The sequence below is a fragment of the uncultured Brevundimonas sp. genome, from assembly GCF_963977465.1.
Taxonomy (GTDB): Bacteria; Pseudomonadota; Alphaproteobacteria; order Caulobacterales; family Caulobacteraceae; genus Brevundimonas.
Genome location: NZ_CAXBOQ010000005.1, coordinates 284,658 through 307,644, shown reverse-complemented (window position 1 = coordinate 307,644; position 22,987 = coordinate 284,658). Strand labels below are relative to the sequence as shown.

General features: G+C 67.6%; 24 protein-coding genes. 10 read left to right on the top strand and 14 right to left on the bottom strand.

The annotated features are described in order from the left end of the window. The first annotated feature begins 89 nt into the window (after nucleotides 1-89). On the top strand, nucleotides 90-593 hold the full coding sequence (locus AAC067_RS12640) for a YetF domain-containing protein (RefSeq protein ID WP_339933054.1): 504 nt from the start codon (nucleotides 90-92) through the stop codon (nucleotides 591-593). A 36-nt stretch (nucleotides 594-629) separates the two neighbouring features. Here AAC067_RS12640 and AAC067_RS12635 read toward each other — a convergent pair whose 3' ends face one another. Beyond that, on the bottom strand, nucleotides 630-1,340 hold the full coding sequence (locus tag AAC067_RS12635; RefSeq protein ID WP_339933052.1) for a rhomboid family intramembrane serine protease: 711 nt from the start codon (nucleotides 1,338-1,340) through the stop codon (nucleotides 630-632). 445 nt (nucleotides 1,341-1,785) lie between these two features. On the opposite strand from AAC067_RS12635, the gene AAC067_RS12630 reads away from it, so the two are divergent. The 3 genes from AAC067_RS12630 (at nucleotide 1,786) to AAC067_RS12620 (ending at nucleotide 4,167) form a co-directional block, all read left to right on the top strand. Beyond that, a complete protein-coding gene (locus tag AAC067_RS12630; RefSeq protein WP_339933050.1) occupies nucleotides 1,786-2,307 on the top strand; it encodes a GrpB family protein in 522 nt (173 codons plus the stop codon). Between the two features lie 1,119 nt (nucleotides 2,308-3,426). Next, complete coding sequence (locus AAC067_RS12625; protein WP_339933048.1) at nucleotides 3,427-3,618, top strand: hypothetical protein; 192 nt, start codon at nucleotides 3,427-3,429, stop codon at nucleotides 3,616-3,618. Nucleotides 3,619-3,621: 3 nt separating this feature from the next. After that, nucleotides 3,622-4,167 carry a GNAT family N-acetyltransferase gene (locus AAC067_RS12620; RefSeq protein WP_339933046.1) on the top strand — a complete coding sequence of 182 codons (546 nt, stop codon included), beginning with the start codon at nucleotides 3,622-3,624 and terminating at the stop codon, nucleotides 4,165-4,167. Nucleotides 4,168-4,227: 60 nt separating this feature from the next. On the opposite strand, the gene clpB is transcribed toward AAC067_RS12620, so the two are convergent. Then, nucleotides 4,228-6,816, bottom strand: a complete 2,589-nt coding sequence (gene clpB / locus AAC067_RS12615; protein WP_339933044.1) for an ATP-dependent chaperone ClpB — start codon at nucleotides 6,814-6,816, stop codon at nucleotides 4,228-4,230. Nucleotides 6,817-7,002: 186 nt separating this feature from the next. Between clpB and AAC067_RS12610 the strand changes: the two genes are divergently transcribed. Together AAC067_RS12610 and AAC067_RS12605 are read left to right on the top strand one after the other, a co-directional pair. Then, a complete protein-coding gene (locus AAC067_RS12610) occupies nucleotides 7,003-8,625 on the top strand; it encodes a serine hydrolase (protein ID WP_339933042.1) in 1,623 nt (540 codons plus the stop codon). Beyond that, nucleotides 8,625-9,482, top strand: a complete 858-nt coding sequence (locus tag AAC067_RS12605; protein WP_339933041.1) for a hypothetical protein — start codon at nucleotides 8,625-8,627, stop codon at nucleotides 9,480-9,482. The genes AAC067_RS12610 and AAC067_RS12605 overlap by 1 nt, the downstream gene beginning before the upstream one ends. Nucleotides 9,483-9,513: 31 nt before the next feature. Here the strand turns inward: AAC067_RS12605 and AAC067_RS12600 are convergent, their stop codons facing one another. After that, nucleotides 9,514-9,831, bottom strand: coding sequence for a metalloregulator ArsR/SmtB family transcription factor (locus AAC067_RS12600; protein WP_339933039.1), 318 nt, complete (start codon nucleotides 9,829-9,831; stop codon nucleotides 9,514-9,516). A gap of 253 nt (nucleotides 9,832-10,084) precedes the next feature. Here AAC067_RS12600 and AAC067_RS12595 point away from each other — a divergent pair, with 253 nt between their 5' ends. Beyond that, nucleotides 10,085-10,345 (top strand): hypothetical protein, encoded by a 261-nt coding sequence (locus AAC067_RS12595; protein WP_339933037.1) that lies wholly within the window; start codon nucleotides 10,085-10,087, stop codon nucleotides 10,343-10,345. Continuing rightward, complete coding sequence (locus AAC067_RS12590) at nucleotides 10,342-11,259, top strand: acyl-CoA desaturase (RefSeq protein ID WP_339933036.1); 918 nt, start codon at nucleotides 10,342-10,344, stop codon at nucleotides 11,257-11,259. The genes AAC067_RS12595 and AAC067_RS12590 overlap by 4 nt, the downstream gene beginning before the upstream one ends. 3 nt (nucleotides 11,260-11,262) lie before the next feature. Here the strand turns inward: AAC067_RS12590 and AAC067_RS12585 are convergent, their stop codons facing one another. The 5 genes from AAC067_RS12585 to prmC form a co-directional block, all read right to left on the bottom strand. Beyond that, nucleotides 11,263-11,664: a hypothetical protein gene (locus AAC067_RS12585; protein ID WP_339933034.1), complete on the bottom strand. Its 402-nt coding sequence runs from the start codon at nucleotides 11,662-11,664 to the stop codon at nucleotides 11,263-11,265. Nucleotides 11,665-11,762: 98 nt separating this feature from the next. After that, nucleotides 11,763-12,953 (bottom strand): NAD(P)/FAD-dependent oxidoreductase, encoded by a 1,191-nt coding sequence (locus AAC067_RS12580; protein WP_339933203.1) that lies wholly within the window; start codon nucleotides 12,951-12,953, stop codon nucleotides 11,763-11,765. Then, complete coding sequence (locus tag AAC067_RS12575; protein WP_339933032.1) at nucleotides 12,950-13,612, bottom strand: DUF4893 domain-containing protein; 663 nt, start codon at nucleotides 13,610-13,612, stop codon at nucleotides 12,950-12,952. The genes AAC067_RS12580 and AAC067_RS12575 overlap by 4 nt, the downstream gene beginning before the upstream one ends. A 79-nt stretch (nucleotides 13,613-13,691) precedes the next feature. Then, nucleotides 13,692-14,711, bottom strand: a complete 1,020-nt coding sequence (locus AAC067_RS12570) for a DUF4167 domain-containing protein (RefSeq protein ID WP_339933030.1) — start codon at nucleotides 14,709-14,711, stop codon at nucleotides 13,692-13,694. Between the two features lie 309 nt (nucleotides 14,712-15,020). Beyond that, nucleotides 15,021-15,914, bottom strand: a complete 894-nt coding sequence (gene prmC / locus AAC067_RS12565) for a peptide chain release factor N(5)-glutamine methyltransferase (protein WP_339933028.1) — start codon at nucleotides 15,912-15,914, stop codon at nucleotides 15,021-15,023. Nucleotides 15,915-15,977: 63 nt separating this feature from the next. Between prmC and AAC067_RS12560 the strand changes: the two genes are divergently transcribed. Next, nucleotides 15,978-17,285, top strand: coding sequence for a YihY/virulence factor BrkB family protein (locus AAC067_RS12560; protein ID WP_339933026.1), 1,308 nt, complete (start codon nucleotides 15,978-15,980; stop codon nucleotides 17,283-17,285). Here the strand turns inward: AAC067_RS12560 and prfA are convergent. After that, complete coding sequence (gene prfA, locus AAC067_RS12555) at nucleotides 17,278-18,345, bottom strand: peptide chain release factor 1 (protein WP_339933024.1); 1,068 nt, start codon at nucleotides 18,343-18,345, stop codon at nucleotides 17,278-17,280. The two genes, AAC067_RS12560 and prfA, sit on opposite strands and share 8 nt — an antisense overlap. 297 nt (nucleotides 18,346-18,642) lie before the next feature. Between prfA and AAC067_RS12550 the strand changes: the two genes are divergently transcribed. Beyond that, nucleotides 18,643-19,419, top strand: a complete 777-nt coding sequence (locus tag AAC067_RS12550) for a sulfite exporter TauE/SafE family protein (RefSeq protein WP_339933022.1) — start codon at nucleotides 18,643-18,645, stop codon at nucleotides 19,417-19,419. Here AAC067_RS12550 and AAC067_RS12545 read toward each other — a convergent pair. The 5 genes from AAC067_RS12545 to AAC067_RS12525 all read right to left on the bottom strand — a co-directional run bounded on the left by AAC067_RS12545 (nucleotide 19,416) and on the right by AAC067_RS12525 (nucleotide 22,817). Next, nucleotides 19,416-20,012, bottom strand: coding sequence for a glutathione S-transferase N-terminal domain-containing protein (locus tag AAC067_RS12545; protein WP_339933020.1), 597 nt, complete (start codon nucleotides 20,010-20,012; stop codon nucleotides 19,416-19,418). The genes AAC067_RS12550 and AAC067_RS12545 overlap by 4 nt on opposite strands. Continuing rightward, entirely contained in the window at nucleotides 20,009-20,290 is a 282-nt protein-coding gene (locus AAC067_RS12540) for a type II toxin-antitoxin system RelE/ParE family toxin (protein ID WP_339933018.1), read from the bottom strand. Before AAC067_RS12540 ends, AAC067_RS12545 begins: the two co-directional genes overlap by 4 nt. Nucleotides 20,291-20,293: 3 nt before the next feature. Next, nucleotides 20,294-20,473 (bottom strand): hypothetical protein, encoded by a 180-nt coding sequence (locus AAC067_RS12535; RefSeq protein WP_339933016.1) that lies wholly within the window; start codon nucleotides 20,471-20,473, stop codon nucleotides 20,294-20,296. Between the two features lie 42 nt (nucleotides 20,474-20,515). Further along, nucleotides 20,516-21,661, bottom strand: coding sequence for a flavodoxin-dependent (E)-4-hydroxy-3-methylbut-2-enyl-diphosphate synthase (gene ispG, locus AAC067_RS12530; protein ID WP_339933014.1), 1,146 nt, complete (start codon nucleotides 21,659-21,661; stop codon nucleotides 20,516-20,518). 64 nt (nucleotides 21,662-21,725) lie between these two features. Next, nucleotides 21,726-22,817, bottom strand: a complete 1,092-nt coding sequence (locus AAC067_RS12525; protein ID WP_339933012.1) for a helix-turn-helix domain-containing protein — start codon at nucleotides 22,815-22,817, stop codon at nucleotides 21,726-21,728. Between the last annotated feature and the right edge of the window lie 170 nt (nucleotides 22,818-22,987).

Genomic DNA, 22,987 nt, shown 5'->3' with positions numbered 1-22,987 from the left:
CCCAACCCCTCTCCCCCGGGAGAGGGGCTATCGATGAACCCTCCCCCGCCCGACTCGTTAGCCCGGGGCAACCACCGGAGGGCGAGGCGATGGACGACATTCTGTTTCAGGGCTGGCCGGGGCTGGGGCGGACGGCGCTGGTGTCGGTACTGGCCTATGTCGGGCTGGTGCTGTTTCTGCGGCTGTCGGGCAAGCGGACCCTGTCCAAGTTGAACGCCTTTGATCTGGTGGTGACGGTGGCGCTGGGGTCGATTTTGGCGACGACGCTGCTGAACAAGGACGTGGCCCTGGCCGAGGGACTGGTGGCCTTCGCCAGCCTGATCGGGCTGCAGTATCTGGTCACCTGGTCGTCGATCCGCTGGGGCTGGATCCGGCGCGGGGTGCGATCCGATCCGACGCTGCTGGTGCGCGACGGCAGCCCCGTCGAAGCGGCGATGCGGCGCGAACGGATCACCGAAAACGAGGTGCTGAGCGCCATCCGCGCCGCCGGCGGCCGCACCGTGATGGAGGCCGAGGTGGTGATGCTGGAGAGCGACGGCAGTCTGACGGCAATATTGAAGGGTCCCGGGGTTCGCTTCGCGCCCCCGGGATGACGAAAACGGAGGGGGCGTTAGTCCGGCGCCTCGCGTTCAGCAAGTCGCCGGGGGCGGTGTGCGCGGGGCCAGCCAGGGCATGACCAGCAGGCCGAACAGAAAGCCGCCGATATGGGCTTCCCAGGCGATCCCGCCGAAGCCGCCGTCCTCGATCTGGGTGAGGATGAAGACGAGCCCGTACACCACGAGGTTGAGGAGCAGGACCTGCAGCACCTCGTCCCGGACCCTCCGCGACCGCAGCGGGGCCATGCTGCCGTCGGCGCGAATCCGTCCCACCGCACCCCACAGGCCAAAGATCGCCCCCGAGGCACCGACCATCGGCAGACCGGCGGGGTTGAGCGCGAGGTAAAGCGCCGCCCCGGCCAGTCCCGACCCCACAAACAGCCCGATAAAGCGCAGCCAGCCCATGGGGGTCGCCCCCAGCCGCACCATCGCCAGCGGCGTCAGCGGTAACAGGACACTGGCGTTCAACAGCATATGCACGACCCCCAGATGGGCGACCATATGGGTGACCAGCGTGTACCAGCGCCCCTCGGCCAGGGCCTGTCCCGAGACGGCCCACGCGAGGGTCTGGACGCTGAGCCCGACAGCGAACAGGGCCAGCAGAACGAAGGCGGGCACGCCGAACGGGGAGAACAGCAGCTTCCAGGCGCGGCGATCCCAGATCGGCGGCCCGGCGCGCCGACGCCCGCGGGCGTCGCGCCGGGGGGCAAACAGCGGCGGACGATCAGCGGCCGGGGTGGTCATGGTCGGGGACTGTGACGCACGCAGAGCGAGTTGAACAGGGGGACGGCAACCGCCCGTCATCCCCGCGACGCAGTGTGGTTCCGGGATGACGAGGGCGGGCCTGTGATACCGCAAGGGAGCGGAGGGACACATGGCCGAGGCCGAGGTGGTGATGCTGGAGAGCGACGGGAGTCTGACGGCGATTTTGAAGCGGGGGGGTGTGAGCATCCTTCTCCCCTTGTGGGAGAAGGTGGCAGCCGAAGGCTGACGGATGAGGGGTCGCACCGGCGGGACCGAAAGCGGGTTCACCACGGGTCGCTGACTCTCGCCGCCACGGAAACCCCTCATCCGAGCGGCTGCGCCGCCCACCCGTCGTCCGATCGCAATGCGATCGTTCCTCCACCCGCAAGGGGAGAAGGACGTGGGGGTGCCTTGACCCCGGCCGCGCCGCTCCGGATCATGGCGGATGCCCAGACCTGTCGCCCTCGCGCCCCACAGCCCGCACTGGACCATCCGGGCGGCGGCGCTGATCGCGGAGCTGCAGGCCGCCGCGCCCGGAGTCTTGCTGGCCGTGCATCATGTCGGCTCGACCGCCGTACCGGGCCTGCGGGCCAAGCCGGTCATCGACCTGCTGGGCGAGGTCGGGGCGCTGGCGGGGATCGAGGCGGCGCGGTCGGCGCTGGAAGGGCTGGGCTATCGTTGGCGTGGCGAGAACGGCGCGGCCGGGCGGCGCTATTTCACCCGCGACGATCCGGACACCGGGGTCCGGGCCGTCCACCTGCATGTGTATGCGGCCGGGGACCCGGCCCTCGCCTGGCATCTGGCCTTCCGCGACCGGCTGCGGGCCGAGCCCGCCACGGCCGCCGCCTATGCGCGCGAGAAGGCACGCTGCGCGGCCCGGCATCCGGACGACAGCGGGGCCTATGCGGCGTGCAAGAAGGCGTGGACGGATCGGGTGGCGGCAGAGGCGGTGCGGGGGTGGGCATAAACCCCGATCCTTCTCCCGGTGGGTGGAGGTGGGCGGCGTAGCCGCTCGGATGAGGGTCGGCTGGGTGAAGCGGCGAAGCCGCCCCCGGACAGTCGACCCTCACCCTTGAGCGCCAGAACGACGGCTGCGCCGTCGTGCGCTCAAGCCCTCTCCCAAACGGAGAGGGCGCGGCTGTTCGAGGGGCATCCGCGCGGCGCGGTGTTTCCGGGCGAGGCGGTGGAGGTGATGCCGCTGTTGGGTGGGTGAAGAGTGCGTGGATTGGGCCATTCATGGAATGAACTTCGCAACTAAGCCCACATAAAGCGGTACGATAGCGACGACATTATCGGCGTATATACGGTACTACGGGCGATACGCGCTGTAGTACATTTTTAGCCGAACTATTGACGTACGAGACCGGCTTAATGCATGGAAATCGGGCAAGACCGGAAAAGCTAGGCCACAAGCTGGACAATCCGATTCTGCAACGAAAAGGCGGGACCGGCTTTCACCAATCCCGCCCCTCTCGTGCCGCACCAGACTTCAGCGACTGCCGCTCGTACCGACCTTTGATTGAGCCCTCAGGTCAGTACGGGCGCGCACCCTCGGGGAAATGAACCCGTCGGTCCTCGCACCAGCCTTATAGGCAGCTTTGCGAGTGGTTCGGAAGGGGCTTCCGACCGGAAAGTCACGGGTTCCAAATTAGTGTTTGTTAACAGTGAATTGCGACTGCCTGGACGGGACCACGCGCCCTCTATGAACCCCCTTTGTTCCGCTATTGGAAACGAATCCAGCGCCTTTCAGCCCCCAAAACGAGCCTCGACTCGCCTGGGTATCTAGCCCGGCCCGCAACTCTTCGAGCGTCGATCGTAACGTTTAGTACCTGACTGGCCGCACGCCCGTTATTGACGCAGCAAGCTGGTACAGTCCGTTTTAAAGGTGGTGCGAGGGGGCAACGATGACATTAATTTTCACCACTGCGAAGCGGATGGCAATGTCAAACGCCAAGGCATTGGCAATAGCGTCGAAAAGCGGATTTGTCAATCCCCAGTTGACAACAATGCACCCACGGCCAGTTAGTGCGTTGTACAACAGTCAGACGCTTGTGTCTGAGCCCTCGTAACTCGAAAGGAGGATGGTATGGCCGTTATTTCTAGCGCTTTCGGCAGCGTCACTCTCACCGAGGAGGACGCCCAAAAGTTCCGCCGCCAAGTGACCTATGGTCGCCCCAAAGCGCGCGCCAAGGAAAGCCTTGTGCGTGGCGTGGCAATGGCGACTTCATTCCGGGAAAATGGCCGCGAGCTGACCTTTAAGGTCGAGAAAACCCGCTAACGAGTGCCCAAGGCCGCAGCTCAGATTGAGTTCGCGCTGCGGCCGATGCGCGACGGAGAGCGCTTCGGCGCACTCAAGCATGGCGAGGAGGAATTTCTCGCGCTCAAGATTTTTGCCAAGCAGAAGGCCGCAAAGTTCGAGGCGGCGAACTTGGCTCGGACCTACGTATTCGAAGACAAAACGGTTGGCAAAGTAGCCGCCTACGTCACTCTGACATGCAGTGAAGTGGTCAGTGAAAACCGCCTGCTGGAGGCGGAGGTAGCTTTCCCTTACAAGAATTATCCTGCTGTAAAGATTGCCCGCTTGCTGGTCGGTTCCGACTACAGGGGAACCGGCTATCGGCTCGGCACGGCGCTAGTCGACTTTACCGTCGGGATTGCTAGGAGCGAGATTTGTCCTGCCGTTGGTTGTCGATTTGTGGTTGTGGACGCGAAGAAGGCTTCAGTCTCCTTTTATGAGGCTTGCGGCTTCACCCTTATCGACACAGACGAGAACAAGGCGCGAGACACGCCGGTTCTTTTCATGGATCTTCACAAAGCTGCCGCCTGACCTCAGTCGACCGTGGCTTTAGCCGGAACTTGCCAAGCGCCGCATTCGCTAAGCAGGGAGTTAATGCACCCGCACCTTCCCGATCTCGAGCCCGTCGGCCCCGGCGGACACCCCGATCACCGACCCGTCCTCGATCTCACCGGCCAGCAGCTTCCGCGCGATCGGGTCGACCAGATCCTTCTGGATCACCCGCTTCAAGGGCCGCGCGCCATAGACCGGGTCGTAGCCGCGGTCGGCGATCCAGGCGAGGGCGGCGTCGTCGATGGACAGGGTCAGGCGGCGGTCGGCCAGCAGCTTCTCGAAGCGTGACAGCTGGATGCGGACGATGCCGGCCATCTGTTCGCGGCCGAGGCGGCTGAACAGGATGATCTCGTCGATGCGGTTAAGGAATTCGGGGCGGAAATGGGCGCGCACCGAGTCCATGACCATGGGGCGCACGGCGTCGACGGTCTCGCCCTCGCCCTGCTGTGACAGGAACTCGGAGCCGAGGTTGCTGGTCATGATGATCAATGTGTTGCGGAAGTCGATGGTGCGGCCCTGGCCGTCGGTCAGGCGGCCGTCGTCCAGCACCTGGAGCAGGACGTTGAACACGTCGGGGTGGGCTTTCTCGACCTCGTCGAACAGCACGACCTGATAGGGGCGGCGGCGGACCGCCTCGGTCAGGGCCCCGCCCTCGTCATAGCCGACATAGCCGGGCGGGGCCCCGATCAGGCGGCTGACCGAGTGCTTCTCCATGTATTCGGACATGTCCATCCGGGTGATGGCGGCCTCGTCGTCGAACAGGAATTCGGCCAGGGCCTTGGTCAGTTCGGTCTTGCCGACGCCGGTGGGGCCGAGGAACAGGAAGGAGCCGAGCGGGCGGTTGGGGTCGTTGAGGCCGGCGCGAGCTCTACGCACCGCATCGGACACGGCGGTCAGGGCCTCGTCCTGGCCGACCACGCGTTGGCCGAGCGCGTCCTCCATGGCCAGCAGCTTGTCGCGCTCGCCCTCCAGCATCTTGTCGACGGGGACGCCGGTCCAGCGGCTGACGACCTGGGCGATCTGTTCGGCGTCGACGACCTCGGGCGTCAGGGGGCCGGATTTGTCGGTCTCGTTTTCCTCGGCCTCGACCAGCTGTTTCTCGATGCCGGGGATCTGGCCGTAGGCGATCTCTGACGCGCGGGCCAGGTCGCCGGCGCGCTGGGCTGCGGCCAGTTCGGCGCGCAGCCGGTCCAGCGTTTCGCGCAGCTGGGCCCCGGCCCCGACCTTCTCCTTCTCGGCCTTCCAGCGGGCGGTCAGGTCGTCGGACTCGGCGTCGAGGTCGGCGATCTCGTCATCCAGTTTTTCGAGGCGGGCGACCGAGGCCTTGTCGGTCTCCTTCTTCAGGGCCTCGCGCTCGATCTTGAGCTGGACCAGACGGCGGTCGATCTCGTCGAGGCTTTCGGGCTTGGAGTCGACGGCCATGCGCACGCGGGAACCGGCCTCGTCGATCAGGTCGATGGCCTTGTCCGGCAGGAAGCGGTCGGTGATGTAGCGGTGCGACAGGGTGGCGGCGGCGACGATGGCAGAGTCGGAGATGCGCACCCCGTGGTGGACCTCATACTTCTCCTTGATGCCACGCAGGATCGAGATGGTGTCCTCGACACTGGGCTCCTCAATGAAGACCGGCTGGAAGCGCCGCGCCAGGGCGGCGTCCTTTTCCACATGCTTGCGGTATTCATCGAGCGTGGTGGCCCCGACGGCGTGCAGCTCGCCACGGGCCAGGGCGGGCTTGAGCAGGTTGGAGGCGTCCATGGCCCCGTCGCCCTTGCCGGCCCCGACCAGGGTGTGCATCTCGTCGATGAACAGGATGATCTGGCCCTCGGCGGCGGTGACCTCGCCGAGCACGGCCTTGAGCCGTTCCTCGAACTCGCCGCGGTATTTTGCCCCGGCGATCAGGGAGCCCATGTCGAGGGCCATGACGGTCTTGTCCTTGAGGCTTTCGGGCACGTCGCCGTTGACGATGCGCAGGGCCAGGCCTTCGACGATGGCGGTCTTGCCGACGCCGGGTTCGCCGATCAGGACGGGGTTGTTCTTGGTGCGGCGGGCCAGCACCTGAATGGTGCGGCGGATCTCCTCGTCGCGGCCGATGACCGGGTCGATCTTGCCGTCGCGGGCGGCCTGGGTCAGGTCGCGGGCGTAGCGTTTCAGCGCGTCATAGGCATCCTCCGCCCCGGCGGAGTCGGCGGTCTTGCCCTTGCGCAGGTCGGTGACGGCCGCGTCGAGGGTGTCGGTGGTGACCCCGACCGACTTCAGCACCTGGGCCGCGACCCCGCCCTCACGCAGCAGGGCGGCCAGCAGGCGTTCGGTGGTGACGAAGGCGTCGCCGGCCTTTTTCGAGGCGTCCTCTGCCGTGGCGAAGACGCGGGCGGTATCGCCGTCCAGATAGAGCTGGCCCGAGCCGCCGGAGACCTGGGCGCGCTTCTTCAGGGCGGTTTCGGTGGCGGTTTCGGCCTTGGCCGCGTCGCCGCCGGCGGCGGTGATCAGGTTGCGGGCCAGGCCGTCGCGCTCTTCCAGCAGCACCTTGAGCAGATGCTCGGGCGCGAACTGCTGGTGGCGGCGGGCCAGGGCCAGCGACTGGGCGGACTGGATCGCCTGTTTGGCGCGGTCGGAATAGAGGTCGAGATTCATGCGTGTCCCCTGAAGCGGCGGATGGTCGACCAGTTGCGCCCTTGCGACAAGCGACGCCTTGATCTGAGGCAAAGGTGGGTGTGGCCAGTGAGACACACAAGGGGTGGGCGGCCGGGTTGTGCGCGTCTGGCATCGGCCGCTCCCGCGGGCTAGCGTCCGGGCTCAGTTCGTTCCGGAGCCCTGCCCATGTCGATCCGTCTGACCCGCCGCGCCGCCCTGGCCTCTTCCGTCGCCGGGATGGGCGTCGCGGCCCTGCCGCTGTCGGCCTGGGCGCATGAGGCGGCCAATGATCATGCCGATCTGGCCACGGCGGTCGATGCCTATGTGAAGCGGTGTCTGGCGGCCTTTCCCGACCAGCCGGCCCTGTCGGTGGCCCTGGTCAAGGACGGCGAGGCGGTGCTGACGCGCGGCTATGGCGTGCGCAAGATGGGCGAGGCCCGGCGCGTCGACGACCACACCCTGTTCGCCATCGCCTCCAACACCAAGAACGTCACCGCCGCCGGACTGGCCATGATGGTCGATGAGGGCAAGGTGAAATGGGACGAGCCGGTGCGCACCTATCTGCCCGGCTTTACCTTGTCGGACCCGGTGATCGGCGAGCGGATCACGGTGCGCGACACCCTGAGTCACCGGGCCGGGTTCGGTCTGGGGGCCGGGGATCTGCTGTTCTGGCCCAACAGCGACCGAAGCCGCGAGCAGGTGATGGCGCGGGTGGCCTTTGTGCCGATCGAATACGGATTCCGCGCCGGCTACCACTATTGCAATCTGATGTTCGTGGTCGCCGGTCAGGTGCTGGCCGCAGCCTCGGGCCAACGCTGGGAAGACTTCGTCCAGACGCGCATTCTCGACCGGGTCGGCATGGGCGACACCGTGCCGATGGCCAGCCTGGCCGATCCGGAAAAGTCGGCCCTGCCGCACGCCCGCACCGGGCCGCCGCTGCGCTATCAGGGGCCGATGCGGCCGATCGCCGGCTCGATCGCCGCCATCTGGAACTGGGATTCCGCGGCGGCGGCGGGCGGCATCTGTGCCAGCGCCGCCGACTGGGCTAAATGGATCGCCGTGCGGCTGGCCATGGGGGCCCTGCCCGACGGCAGCCGGCTGTTCTCGGAGGAGACGGCGAAGGAGATGTGGCGGCCCAACATCATCGTCAACTCGTCCGAAGGGCCGACCGCCGCCCTGCCCGGCCGCGCCATCGCCGCCACCTATGCGATGGGCTGGTCGGTGCAGGACTATCGCGGCGAACGACTGATCAGCCACGGCGGCGGCTCGCCCGGCGGCATTTCGGCGACCATGCTGATCCCCGGCCGCAAGGTCGGCTTTGCGGTCTTCTCCAATGCCGAAGAGAGCTATCTGCTGCGGGCGCTGCGCTCGGGCATCACCGACATCTGCATGGCCAAGACCGATTTCGACTGGATCGCCGACTCGGTGCGCCGCAATGACGAAGGCATCGCAAAATCGCTGGCTGCGGCGGTCGAGATCGACGCCAAACAGGCCGCTGGGGCCGCGCCGACGCTGCCGCTGTCGGCCTATGCCGGGACCTGGCGCGACCCCTGGTACGGGGACATCACCATCGAAGCGCGCGACCTGCAACTGTGGCTGAGTTTCACCCACAATCCGGCCCTGCAGGGACCGCTGGAACCTTATGACGGCGACACCCTGCGCACCCGCTTCCCCGACACGCGCGAGGAAGACGCCTTCATCACCTTCGAGATCGAGGACGGTCGCCCGGTGCGAGCCACGGTCAAGGGCGTCTCGCCCGACATCGACTTCTCGTACGACTATCAGGACCTGAAGCTGGTGCGGGTGTGATGCTGGTTTTCAGCCTGGCCCTGACCCTGGCCCTGGCCACGGCCCCGACCCCACAGGTCAGGCAGGATCCGCCGCCACCGGCGTGCCGGACTGCCGACTACCAGGCCTGTGCCGACGCCACCGCTCCGGGCAGTCCGGTCCACAGCTGGGCCCTGATCAACCTCGGCACCGAGGCCTATCTGGCGCGGAATTTCGCCGAGGCCGTTCGTTTGTACGATGCGGCCCGCATACCCGGCCAGACCGTGTCCTCCGATGCACATTTCCACGCGTTTCGGGGCGATGCCTATCGCCATGTCGGCCGGGACAAGGAGGCGCTGGAGGATGCGCGGATGGCGTGGAGACTGCTGTCAGAAGATCCGGCCCTCCCGCCCGAAACCCGGGGCCGGTATCCCGTGGATGATGAGCCCCGAAGCCTGATACTGACCCTGATCCTTCCCCTGTTGAAGTCCGGCAACGATCCGGCTTTCGCACCGGCCTTGGCGGCGTTCCAGCGCGTTCCCGTGACCGACTGGGTCGGACACGCCCAGCGCGCTTCCGTCCTGAAAAACCTCGGCGATCTCGACGGGGCATTGGATCACAATGCCCAGGCCATGGCCGGAAGCCCGGATCATCCGGGTCTGTTGAACAACCAGTGCTACTATCTGACGCTTGCAGACCGGGGCCCGGAGGCGATCAGCTTCTGCCAACGCGCAGTGGAGCAGGTGCCGGACGAAGCGGCCTTCCGCCACAGCTACGCGACGGCGCTGGCGCTGCTCGGTCGCTGCGCCGAGTCTGAAACCGAGATGACGACGGCGCGCCGGCTCGATCCCTCTGCCGTCTCGTACCGGCAACCGCTGGACTGTCCCGCGGCCGACTGAACCGGCACCGGTCGTCAGAGATCGGTGACTTTCAGCCCTTGGTTTTCTTGCCCGCTGCCAGGGCCGCGCTTTCAGTCTTGAGCGGTTTCGAGACCGGGCAGACCTCCTGGGCATAGGCGTTCAACGTATTGGCCAGATGGTCGGGCACAAGGCTGTAGTGGACAAACTGGCCGCGCTTTTCGCTGTGCACGAGCCCGGCGTTCTCCAGCACCGACAGGTGCTGGGACACAGCCGGCTTTGACATGTCGAACCGGGCCGAGATCTCTCCGGCGGTCAGATCGGCATGGGCCAGATAGGCGAGGATCTTGCGCCGGACGCCGGACGACAGGGCTTCAAACACACGTTGCATGGAGACGTATTTAAGCGATTTGCTAAGGGCTTGCCAGCCCCTTTGATTAGGTATTTAAGTCAGGAACTAATTACCTAGGAGGCTGGATATGAAACAGAGAGCGACAAAAACCCGCCTGACTGCCGACATGGTGGGTCGTGGGGTATCGGGATTGATCCTTTCAGGGTCGGCCGCAACGGCAGTCGCGGTCACGGGGTGGTGGGCTATGGAACCCGGGGGGGCCGGCATCAGCCTTCCTGGATTCACCATACTGATGTTGGTGATCATTCTTCCCAGCGTGATTGTCTGGGGTCTGGGCGGCGTGTTCGTCGCCCTGCCGCTCTGGGCAGGGCTTCATGCGCTCGGCATGCGGAACTGGCCGACACCCGTCACGTGCGGCGCGGGCCTTGTGGGCCCGATCTGGTTTCTGGTGACCCATGACTGGACCGCAGGCGCGGCCGGGGCCCTGGCCGGGGCTTTCGCCGGCTGGGGTCTGTGGTGGTCGGCCTATGGGCGCGGCGGGACGGACCGATGAGCGATCATCCCGATCCTTGCGCGGTCAACAGCCTGGTCGAGACACCGGGATGCAGTCCGGTCGCGGGCCGGGTGGTCTGGGATCCGGTCCATTCGCTGTGGAACGGGTCCATGCTGCTGGTCACCCTGGTGCTGGGACCTCTGACCGTCAGTCCCGGCGCGCTGGCGGTGTTCGCCCTGACCACCGGGGCGGGTCTGTTGCTGGGGCATTCGGTCGGCTTTCACCGGCTGCTGATCCACGGCAGTTTTCGCTGTCCGCTGTGGCTGGAGCATGGACTGGTCTGGGTCGGCACCGCCCTGGGCATGAGCGGTCCGTTCTGGATGATCCGCGCCCATGACCTGCGTGACTGGGCCCAGCGCCAGAGTGACTGCCACGACTATCTGGCCCACCGACGGTCGATGCCGGTCGACGCGATCTGGCAGATGCACGCCCGACTGGCGCTGGACCATCCGCCGGCCTTCGATCTGGGCCGGGTCGGACGGGATCGCTTCTATCGTTTTCTGGAGCGGACCTGGATGCTGCAGCAGATGCCGATCGCGGTCGGTCTGTATCTGCTGGGCGGCTGGGGTTTCGTGGTGTGGGGTGTGTGCGCCCGGATCACGGCCTCGGTCACCGGCCACTGGTTCGTCGGCCATCTGGCGCACCGTCGGGGGCCGCAGTCGTGGCGGGTCGAGGGGGCCGGGGTCCAGGCCCACGACGTGCCCTGGGCCGCCATCCCGACCATGGGCGAGGCCTGGCACAACAATCATCATGCCTGGCCCGGCTCGGCCCGGATCGGCCTGTATCCCGGCCAGAGCGACTGGGGCTACGGCTTGATCCGGCTGCTGGAGCGGGTGGGGCTGGCCCGGGACGTGCGAACGCCCGAGACCATGGACCCCCGCCCCGCTCTGCGGGCTGTGACCGGCAGGGAATGAGCCCTACGGCGCCGGACGGCGGCCGGCTTCGAGGATCGGCATGCCGGCTTCGGTCGGCAGGTAGATGACCGAGCGGTCGCCCTTGCCGGCGGTTTCCTCGAGCATGTTGATATAGGCCCAGCGCAGATAGTTGTCGGGGCCGCCGAGGCTTTCGGCCATGATGCGGTTGGCCTCGTTGGTGCCGCGGGCGCGGGCGATCTCGGCCTGGGCCGTCAGCTCGGCCGAATCCAGCGCGGCCTGGGCTTCCAGCACGCGGATGCGACGGTTCTGGACGGCCTCTTCATAGGCGGCCTTGCCCTTCATCTGCTTGGAATAGACGTTGTAGGTGGGCATGCCGACGAGGGCGATGCCGAGAGCGATCGCCAACAAAACGACCATGGTGATGGTGGCGCCGATACCGCGCATGCGAACCCCTTGAAAACACGCGCCGGGACACCCGACGCAGGCGCAGAGTCACGGTTCGGACGCCGGGGGTCAAGCGAAGTCGGCGGGGACGCTGCCGCTCAGGCGGCTGGCGGGCGCGGATCCAGCAACAGGCCAGAGACCGTGGCGGCGAGCAGGCGGGGCGAAAACGGCAGGCGCGCCGCCTTGCCGAGCACATGATCGCGGACCCATGGCAGGAAGGCCCCGTCGGCCTGGTAGAAGGGGGTGAAGCCCATGCTGAGCGCCTGATAGAGGCGAACATGCCAGCGACGGGCGCTGGCATAGGCCGACAGGGCCTCCGGGACACCGGGTTCCCGCGTCAGGGCCTGGCTCAGACTCCAGGCATCCAGCAGGCCCATATTCACCCCCTGCCCCAGCTGCGGACTGGTGGCATGGGCCGCATCGCCGATGATCGCCAGCCGGTCGGCGACGGGGCGGGCCAGGGTGTGATGGCCATAGCGGGCGAGGGTCAGCTGGTCCGGGTCAGTGATCGTCTCGAGCAGGTCGCCGGTGGCGGGCCACAGGGCGCGGACCTCGACCTTCCACGCCTCCAGCCCGGCGCTGCGCCAGACCGGATAATCGTCGGTCCTGAGACTCCAGAAGAAGGTGGCCAGCCGCTCCGGCGCGCCCGGCCGCGCGCCGACCGGCAGAACCCCGACCATCCGGGACGCGCAGCGATAGACCTGCTGCAGGGCGCGGGCATCAAACGGCGCGCCCGGCCACGGTGTCGTCGCCCACAGGGCACCCCAGGCCAAAGGGCGGGGTCGCGCGCCGAGGTCGGCGGCGATGCGCGAGCGCGCGCCGGACGCATCGATGACCAGATCAAAGGCCGGAGTCTGGACGCCGTGGGCATCGGTCAGCCGACCGGCCCCGGCGGCGACCATCTCGCGCCCGACCTCGAAGCGCACCCCGTCGGCGACACAGGCCCGGTACAGGACATCAAACAGGGCGGCCCTGTGGACCCCCAGGGCGACCCGCGGTCGTGCCAGATCGCGATAGTGGACGTCGAGCACGACCCGGCCGCGCCGGGCCTCGCGACCGATGATGTGATCGATCGGCTGGGCCATGGCCTCGACGGCCGGGGTTAGGCCGAGCCGGTCCAGAACCGCCAGTCCGGTGGGCTGCAGCATGAAGCCGGCCCCGACCGGACCGGCCTCGGCAAACCGTTCGAAGACCACGACGTCGCGACCCTGACGGGCCAGCATCAGGGCGCAGGCCAGCCCCGAGGGGCCGGCCCCCGCGACGGCGACGCGGACCGGTTTGGTGCTCAGTTCGGCACCAGCTCAATCACGTCGAGGTTGGATTCGTTCTGCGGCCAGGGGATGACCAGGCGCCAGCGGCGGTCGCCGATCCGTTCCAGCACGGCGACGAGGTCGCGCTCGGGCCGCTGGCCGTAGGAGTTTGCGGGCGGTTCAGCGGCCAGGGCGACCGAGCCGAGCATGACCATCCGGTCGCGGGTCTCGGTGAACAGCAGGCCGCCCGGGCGCTGCGAGCCGGTCAGTTTGGAGAATTTCAGGCCGCCCGGCGTCTGTTCGATGCGGCAGGCGAACCAGTCATAGACGACATAGCCGAGCCCGGCTTCGCCGCCCTGGGAGCCCAGTTTGACGGTGCGGCAGCGGTAGTCGCCGACGAGCGGGCGCACGCCGGAGCGGGCGGCGTCGGGGTCGATCAGATCACCGAGGCTGGACAGGTCGCCCGAGCCGGGCAGACGTCGGGCCTGTTGCAGGGCCAGGGCCCAGGCGGCGTCGCGGCGGGTGTAACGATCGCGGTCGGTGCTGGTGATGATGCTGCGCCAGTCGCGCAGGACCCGGCCCGGCTGGCCCGACGGCCCCATCGGCGGCGGTGGCGGCGGCGGGGGCGTGGCGGCGCAGGCCGTCACGGTGACAGCCGCCACGGCGGTGACGAGAGACAGACGAAGACGCGAACGCATGGACGGTCCTTCCGCAGGGTACCGGTCCCAACAAGCGGTCATGACCGCTGCCGTCAAGACCGGCCGCTGCGGTGCGGGGTCACTCGTCGCCGGCGGGAGCCTCGACCTTCTTGCGCGGGGCGCGACGTTTGACGACCGGCGCATCCGCAGCCTCGGCCGGGGCAGCGGCGGGCACGGTCGAGCGGGTCAGGAAGCCCGGCAGGGCCGTCGGCGCGTCATCGGCGGTATCGACGGTCGCGGTCCGGGGGGCACGTTCGGCGCGCGGCCGGCGGGCCCGGGTCTCGGTCCGGGCCGGTGCGGCTTCGGCGGGTTCGGCCGCGGGCGTCGCGGCAGCGGCGGTCGCCTGATCGTCGTCGGAACCGGACGTCTCGCCGTCGGTGCCGTCACCGCGGGCCGGGCGTTCGTTGCGGCGGCGTTCCCAGCGTTCGCGGCGGGTCTCGCGGCGGCTGCTGTCGGAATCGCCCTCGGTGCGGGGCTGGTCGTCGCGGGCCTGGTCCTCACGGGGCCGATCCTCACGCGGGCGATCGTCACGGTTGCGCGGCGGGCGGGCGTCGCGGTCACGATTGCCGTCGCGGTCGCGCCACTCACGCGGCTGGCCGTTGCCGGATTGTTGGTTGCCGGACGGATTGTTGCCCGACGGGTTGTTGCCGGACTGATTGTTGCCCGACTGGCCATTGCCGTTGCTGTTGCTGTCGCCCTGGCTGTCACCGGAGTCGCCCTGGGCGGCGCGGTCGGCGGCCTGCTGGGCGGCGAGGAAGGCGGCGGCCTGGGCCCCGGTCTCGTCCTCGAAATCGATGTCATAGCCCTGGTTGGACAGTTCGCGGGCGGCGATCTCGGACACCGAACGCTGTGGCTGCAGGGCGCGCAGCACGCGGAAATAGTGTTCGGCATGCTGCATATAGTTCTCGGCCAGAACCCGGTCGCCGCTCGCGGTCGCATCGCGGCCGAGCTGCTGATAGCGCTCATAGACCGTCTGGGCGTTGCCGCGGACCTTGATGTTCTCGGGGCCCTGGGAATCCCACGACCGGTTCGGATTGCTGCTGTTGGCGTTGCTGGCACCGCCGCCGGGCTTCCTGTTGCGTCCGCGTTGACGCTTCATGCCCTTGAAATCTCTCATCGAAACTTACCGTGCTTTTTAAGGGGAACGGGCGGGTCTGCATGCTGCAGCCTGTCGCCGTCCGTTTCTTCGTTCCGTCTCGTTCGGGGCCAATCCCCGCTGACGATGTATTCGGAAATCCGTTGACGCCCTGTGGTCCGCCGGGCGACCGGCCCGACCGTCACTGCCCTGATGCGCGCGTGGATGGGCCGGAAGCGGTCCAAGGCGTGCGTTTTGGGTGGGAGACAGACAAAGACTTAGCGCGGGACGGGCGGGTTTCCAAGGGGTTTGTTCGGCACGCCCGTGCCGGGCTCACATCTTCGGAATCGGGTTGGTGCGCGGGTCGGGGCCGTTGGTGACGACACGGTCGCGGTTGGACAGGTCCTTGACCACCTTGGCGTCGGCGAAGCCTGCGGCCGCGAACAGGTCGCGGACGGCCCGGCCCTGGTCCCAGCCGATCTCGACGGCAAAGATGCCGCCCGGCTTGAGGATGCGGCGGATCTCGGGGGCCAGCTCGCGATAGGCCTGCAGGCCGTCAGGGCCGCCATCCAGCGCCAGATGCGGGTCGTGATCACACACCTCGGGGTCGAGGCCGGCGATGTCAGCGCTGGGGATGTAGGGCGGATTAGACACCACCAGGTCGAACTCACCCGGACCGAAGCCGGTCGCCCATTCGGTGCGCAGGAAGCTGGCGCGGGCGTCGAGATCGAGGTTGGCGGCATTCTCCTTGGCCACGGCGATGGCCTCGGACGAGATGTCGGTGCCCACGCCACGCGCGGCCGGGCGCTCGGCCAGGGTGGCCAGCAGGATATTGCCCGAACCCGTACCCAGGTCGATCATCTGGAAGGCTCGTTCCGGCGGGAAGGCCAGCATGACCACGTCGAGGATGGCCTCGGTATCGGGGCGGGGGCTGAGCACGTCGGGGGTGACGTTGAGCATGATCTTCCAGAAGCCCTTGCGACCGAGGATGCGCGACACCGGTTCGCGCTTGAGCCGCCGGTCGATCATCGCCGCATAGGCCGCGGCCTGCTCCGCCGTCAGGACCCGATGCGGATCGGTCAGGATGTCGGTGCGGCTGCACTCACCGGCCACCTCGAGCAGCAGGCGGGCGTCGATGGTGGGGCTGTCGATGTGACCGGCCTTGAGCCGGGCCTGGGCAGATTTCCAGACAGTGACGAGCGTGGGGGCGGGCGTGCTATCGGTCATGAGGATTGATTGGTGCGCCTTTCGACCGAATTCAAGCGGAACGGCAGATCACGGGAGGTGTTGATGAGCCCGATGGGGACAGGAACCGGATCATCCAAACCGGCCCGCGCCAGCGGTGGCGGGCGCGCCTGGCGGCTGCTGGCGGCCGTGGCAGGCAGCCTGGCCGCGGGGGCCGGGGCCATCCATCTGCTGCATCGTCAAGGCCACAAGGTCGGGCTGGACGTGCGCGGCTTTCGCCCGGACGAACCGCCGCCGCCGCCGCCGACGCCCGAGGATTTCGACGCGCGCGAGCCGGGCCGCGGTCGACTGGCCAGGCGCCCGCTGCAGATTCCACGCAAGGGCTGGACCGACATCCTGTGGCGGGTCGGGATGTCCTATTTCGGCGACCGGGTCGGCTTCCTGGCCGGGGGCGTGACCTTCTTCATCGTGCTGTCGCTGTTCCCGACCCTGGCCGCATTCGTCACCGTCTATGGGTTGTTCGCCGACCCGGCCGACGCCTGGAGCCGGCTGCAATTCCTTTATTCGGTCCTGCCCTCGGGCGTGGCCAGCTTCCTCGGCGGCGAGATGGACCGGCTGGCGGAAACCGCCAAGCCGCAGATGACCCTGACCCTGGCCTGGACGCTGCTGCTGTCGCTGTGGGTGGCCAACAACGGCATCAAGACGCTCTTCTACGGACTGAATGTCGCCTACCATCAGGTCGAGAAGCGCAATATCGTCCACTACAACCTGATCTGCATGGCCTTCACCCTGTCGGGCCTGATGGCAGTGTTCATGACGGCGGCGCTGGTGGTCGGCGTGCCGCTGGTGCTGGGGGTGTTCGGTCTGGCTGCAGAGTGGAACCACCTGGCCCCGCTGCGCTGGCCAATCCTGCTGGTCGGGTATGGGGCCGCGCTGGCGGTGATCTATCGCTATGGCCCGTGCCGCAGCCGCGCCCGCTGGCGCTGGCTGACCCCGGGGGCGGTGTTTGCGGCCACGGCCAGTCTGGCGGTATCGTTCGTGTTCAGCTGGTACCTGCAGACCTTTGTGCGCACCGCCGCCTACGGGCCGCTGGCGGCGATGATGGGCTTCCTGCTGTGGACCTGGCTGTCGGTGCAGATCATCATTCTCGGGGCCGAGCTGAACGCCGAGATCGAACACCAGACGGCGATCGACACCACCACCGGCCAGCCTCTGGCGATCGGTGACCGGGGTGCCGTGGTCGCCGACAGTGTCGGGGCCCGACGCGGCAATCCGGCGGCCCTGGCCTTCACCCTGAAACACGCCGAGGCCCTGTCCGACCGGCTGATGCACCGCCGTATCCGCCGCGACCGACAGCGAAGCCGGGATCGCCCCGGGCCGCCGCCGGAAGACGACGGGACGCCGTCTAGCTGAACTCGGCTTCCAGATCCGCGAGGCGCGCGGCCTGGTCCTCGGTGATCAGGGCGTTCAGCAGCGGGTCGATGTCGCCCTCGAGGATCTGTGGCAGGCTGTGCAGGGTCAGGCCGATACGGTGGTCGGTGACGCGGCCCTGGGGGAAGTTGTAGGTGCGGATACGTTCCGAGCGGTCGCCCGAGCCGACCTGAGATTTGCGCGTGTCGGAGCGGGCCAGGTCCTTGGCCTGACGTTGCTGGTCATACAGGCGGACGCGCAGGTTCTTCATCGCCTTGTCGCGGTTGACGTGCTGCGACTTCTCCGAAGAGGTCACCACGATCCCGGACGGGAAATGGGTGATGCGCACGGCGGAGTCGGTCTTGTTGACGTGCTGGCCACCCGAGCCCGAGGCGCGGAAGGTGTCGATGCGGATGTCCTTGTCCTGAATGTCGATCTCGACATCCTCGACCTCGGGCAGGACGGCGACGGTGGCGGCCGAGGTATGGATGCGTCCCTGGGCTTCCGTCGACGGCACGCGCTGCACCCGGTGCACGCCGCTCTCGAACTTCAGCCGGCCGAACACACCGTCGCCGTTCACGGTGGCGATGATTTCCTTGAAGCCGCCGGCGTCGCCCTCGGTGGCGGAATCGACCTCGACCTTCCAGCCGCGGGCCTGGGCATAGCGCGAATACATGCGGAACAGGTCACCGGCGAACAGGGCGGCCTCGTCACCGCCGGTGCCGGCGCGGACTTCCAGCACGGCCGAGGCGTTCTCGTCGGCGTCGCGCGGGGCCAGCAGCAGGGCGACCTCGCGCTCCAGCTCCGGCAGGGTCTCGTTGAGCGCCTCAAGCTCTTCGGCGGCCATGGCGGCCATCTCCGGGTCACTGGCCATGGCCTCGAGATCGGCGACCTCGGCCCGGGCCCGGGCCACGGCCATGACGGCGTCGGCGACCGGCTTGAGCTCGGCATGCTCTTTGGACAGGCGCACGATCTCCTGACCGTCGCTGGCCGCGCCCATGCGCGCCTCCACCTGGTGGAAGCGGTCGAGTACCTGATCGAGCCGGGCCTGGGGCAGTCGCACGGGGGACAGTATCCTGAATTCCGAAGGGGCGGAGCCTTAGACCATTTTTGTTTCAGGTCGAACCGACCTGAATCCAAAAAATGGTCCAGATTCAAACTGGAGCGAAATCTGAGCCGAGTTGGACTTCGTCCCACTCAACCGATTTCGCTCTAGCGCGGAGGGCGGGGCCTGTCGATGGAGGGAGCCCGGACCGGAGGCGATGGATAACAAGCGCGTCACCGCCGCTTCCGCTGCGGCGTGCGGCGCATTAGGCAGGTGGGCGTCACCGCAGTGGGCCGACGCCGGACCGGTAGCTGAATGGACGTCTTCCTGCTGTTTCTGCTGGTCGGCCTGCTGGCCCAGATCGTCGACGGGGCGCTGGGCATGGCCTATGGCGTTATCGCCAATACGGTGCTGCTGGCCTTTGGTGTGCCGCCGGCCGCCGCCTCGGCCAGTGTCCATGTCGCCAAGATTTTCACCGGCGCGGCCTCGGCCGTTTCGCATGTGATGCACCGGAACATCCGGTGGTCCCTGTTCTGGCCGTTGGCCGCGGGCGGCATGATCGGCGGGGTGGTCGGGACCTATGTGCTGACCGGCATTCCCGGCGAAACGATCAAGCCGTTCATCCTGCTGTATCTGCTGGCCATCGGGATCTGGGTGTTGTGGCGGGCCGCCCGCGATGTGCGGCTGCGCCTGTTTCCGCTGGGCTGGAGCGGGCCGCTGGGGTTCGTCGGGGGTCTGCTGGATGCGATCGGCGGCGGCGGCTGGGGTCCGACGGTGACCTCGACCCTGGTCGGGGCCGGGACCGAACCGCGCCGGGCCATCGGCACCGTCAATACCGCCGAACTTCTGGTCACCGTGGCCATATCGGCGGCCTTCCTGACGACCCTGCTGACCGGACGCTGGTCGGGCGGGGCGCTGGAAAACCATGCTGCCGCGCTGGCCGGACTGATCATCGGCGGCGTGATCGCCGCGCCGTTCGCCGGCTGGATCACCAAGCGGGTCCCGGCCCGGCTGCTGACCTATGGGGTCGGGGTGCTGATCGTCATTCTGGCGGGCTATCAAGGCCTGCAACTGGCGGGTTTTGCGCCTTAAACGGGCCGGGTCTCGACGAAGCTGGGTCGAGCCTCCAGCGCCGTCTGCAGGGCGACCAAATTCGGGCGGCCGGTCTGCCAGTCGTGGTTGGGGTGGCGGAAACTGATCCAGGTGACGGCGACGCCGGCGGTGATCGTGCCCATGTCGAGGACGGCGGGATCGGGACGGGCCGCTTCCAGTGCATCGAGGGCGCGATCCATATTGTGGGACCAGCGCGCGATCCATGACGGCGAGCGTTCTGCTTCGGGGCGGCGCAGTTCCAGCAGCCATTTGACCCCCATCTCGAGCGCGCCGTTGGCCAGGGTCTCCATCCGTCGCACGCGCAGGCGGTCCGCGCCGCCCTCGGGCAGCAGGCGGGGGCCGGTACCGAGCGTGTCGAAATATTCGCAGATGACCGGGCTGTCGGTCAGTGGCAGGCCGTCATCAGCGATCAGGGTCGGGACCTGCACGACCGGATTGGTGGCCATCAGTTCCGGCGCGTTCTCGTACGGATTGACCGCGATTTCCTCGATGCGGTCGGCCAGCCCCTTCTCGCGGGCCACGATCCGGCATTTGCGGACGAAGGGGGACGGGCCGGCGAAATAGAGTTTCATTCGGGGGGATACTGCTGAGCGGAATGGAAGACGTTGGTGATCGTTATGGCATCTACCTCTACGCGATAGATCAGGACATAGTTGGGATGAACGATCACCTCCCGTGTGCCCGACACGCGGCCGGGCCTGTAGGCATATGGATGATCACCCAACGTCCGGGCTGTATCAACGATCAGGTTACGGATGCGCCTGGCAGCGTCAGGATTGCGCGCCGCGATGTAGCTGACGATTTGCTCAACATCGGTGATGGCCGTCTCTGACCAGACCGTCGGAAGCACGGCTCAAGCCCCGGATGCGGACTTGGCAAGCGCGCGATCGATCCTCGCGACGGCTTCATCATGCGGTACGGCGGGCCGGGGATCAGCCAGTGATGCTTCAACGCGCGCCCGGAACCAGACGTCATAGGCCTCGGCCTCTTCAGTCGAGGCGAACTCGGATTCTATGGGCGAGAGCGCGGGCATGGGTGGAATATGCGCCCGGTCCGGGCCCGTCGCAACCGATTGCTACTCTGCGGCGACAGGTGACCGAGTCACAACCTTACGTGCGGCATCGAGCTCGGCGGCCCTGGCCTCGACCTGCTGGACGATCTCATCGACCATGCCGGTGTTGAGCTGTTTGTGGGCCATCTTGCCGTTCAGATAGACCATGCCGGACCCGGCCCCGCCGCCGGTGAAGCCGACGTCGGTATAGAGGGCCTCGCCCGGACCGTTGACGACGCAGCCGATGATCGACAGCGACATCGGCGTGGTGATGTGGGCCAGCTTTTCCTCGAGGATGCCGACGGTCTCGATGACGTTGAAGCCCTGACGGGCGCACGATGGACAGGCGATGATGTTGACGCCGCGATGGCGCAGACCCAGCGACTTGAGGATGTCGAAGCCAACCTTGATCTCCTCGACCGGGTCGGCGGCGAGGCTGACGCGGATGGTGTCGCCGATGCCGGACCACAGCATATTACCCATGCCGATGGCCGACTTGATCGTGCCCGAGCGCAGCGGCCCGGCCTCGGTCACGCCGAGGTGAAGCGGGCAGTCGATGGCCTCGGCCAGTTGCTGGTAGGCGGCGACGGTCAGGAAGGGGTCGGAGGCCTTCACCGAAATCTTGAAGTCGTGGAAGTCGTGATCCTGCAGGATGCGGGCGTGGTTGAGGGCGGACTCGACCATGGCCTCGGGACAGGGCTCACCGTATTTCTCGAGCAGGTCGCGTTCGAGACTGCCGGCGTTGACGCCGATCCGCATCGAACAGCCGTTGTCGCGGGCGGCCTGGACCACGTCGCGAACGCGCTGGGCATTGCCGATATTGCCCGGATTGATGCGCAGGCAGGCGGCCCCGGCCTCGGCGGCCTCGATGCCGCGTTTGTAGTGGAAATGGATGTCGGCGACGATCGGTACCCGGGACTCGCGCACGATGGTGCTGAGGGCGGCGGTCGAGGCTTCATCCGGGCAGGAGACACGGACGATGTCGGCCCCGGCCTCTTCCAGCTGGCGGATCTGGTCGATCGTCGCCGCCGGGTCCGAGGTCAGGGTGTTGGTCATCGACTGGACGCTGATCGGGGCATCACCGCCGACGGGCACGGAGCCGACCATGATCTGGCGGCTCTTGCGGCGCTCGATGTGGCGCCACGGTCGGATATGGGAAAGTTCGCTCATGTCCCGCGCAATATAGGCGATCCGCCGGCGCGAAACCACGCCGCAGGACGGGGCCTGCGTCGATTCAGCCCGGAATGACGTCCGGGGCGGCGGTTTCGGCCTGGGCCTCGATGGCCGCTGCCTCGCGCGCTTCGGTGCGGGCCGCAACGGCCGCAGCGGTCTGGCGGGCCAGGGCCTGGGCCCGGCTGTTGAGCTGCGACAGGGGCGTCAGCACGGCCTGGAGCCCGCCGCCATGCTCGCCGTTCAGATAGACGTCGAAGGCGGTCGGATCGGAGGTGTCGATGGTGGCCGAGACGCCATCCGGGGCACGCCAGGCCTCGCCGGCGACCAGCTGGCGGGCAAACAGGACCCGGCCGTCGCCCATGCGCACCACCAGGCTGGCGGCCTTGCGGGCCTGCAGCACGACCTGGGAGGCGGTGGCCGAAGCCCCGTAGATGGCTCCGCGCGGATTGAAGGCCTTCTGCACCGGAGCTGCATCGGCGGCGGCGGCGGCCAGGGCCTCGGCCGAGCCGGGCCGGATGCCGGTCAGCTGGGCCTCAAGACCTGGGGTGATGTAGAAGGCGGGCACCGTCTGATCCGGCGGCGCGGGCTGCGGCGCGGACAGGCGCATCAGGCCGTCCTGGCCGGGCACGGCCCCCAGAGTCCAGCTCTCGGGCGTGGCGGTCAGGGCCGAAGGATGCGGCGCGCGCATCAGGCTAACGCGCTGGAACACATTCCAGCCGACCACGGCCAGCACCAGGGCCAGACCGGCGGCGATCAGGCGCGGCGAATAGCGCCGCACATCCTCGAAGGCGACGCCGACCGGGGCCTGGAGCGGCATGGACGGGTCGGGGCATTCGCGCTTGAACCGCTCGACGGCCAGCTGCTCGTCGACCCCGAGGGCCCCGGCATAGGCGCGCACATAGCCGGTCGAGAAGACGCGCGACGGCAGGATGGAGAAGTCGTTCTGTTCGAGAGCGGTCAGATAACGGGTGTGGACGCGGGTGATGGTGGACAGCTCGGCCAGCGACTTGCCGGAGGCGTCACGCGCCATCCGCAGACCCTCGCCCAGAGTCACGGCCTCAGCGATGGAAGGCGCAGGGTCCTTCCAGTCGGGGTGGTCCCGAAACTCTTCGGGGACAGACCCCGTATCCAGCGCCATAACGCCCGACCTCACACTCGACCCGGAAACAGAACTTCCCGGCGTCGTACTCGACCCTGAACCGCCTAACACATGATGCTGACCGTTCAGGCCTCCCCCCGGAGGACCTTCAAACTCGTCTTGTGGATAACTCATTAGAGCCGACCGATCAACGATTTATTGGGCATAACCCGAGGTCACGACCC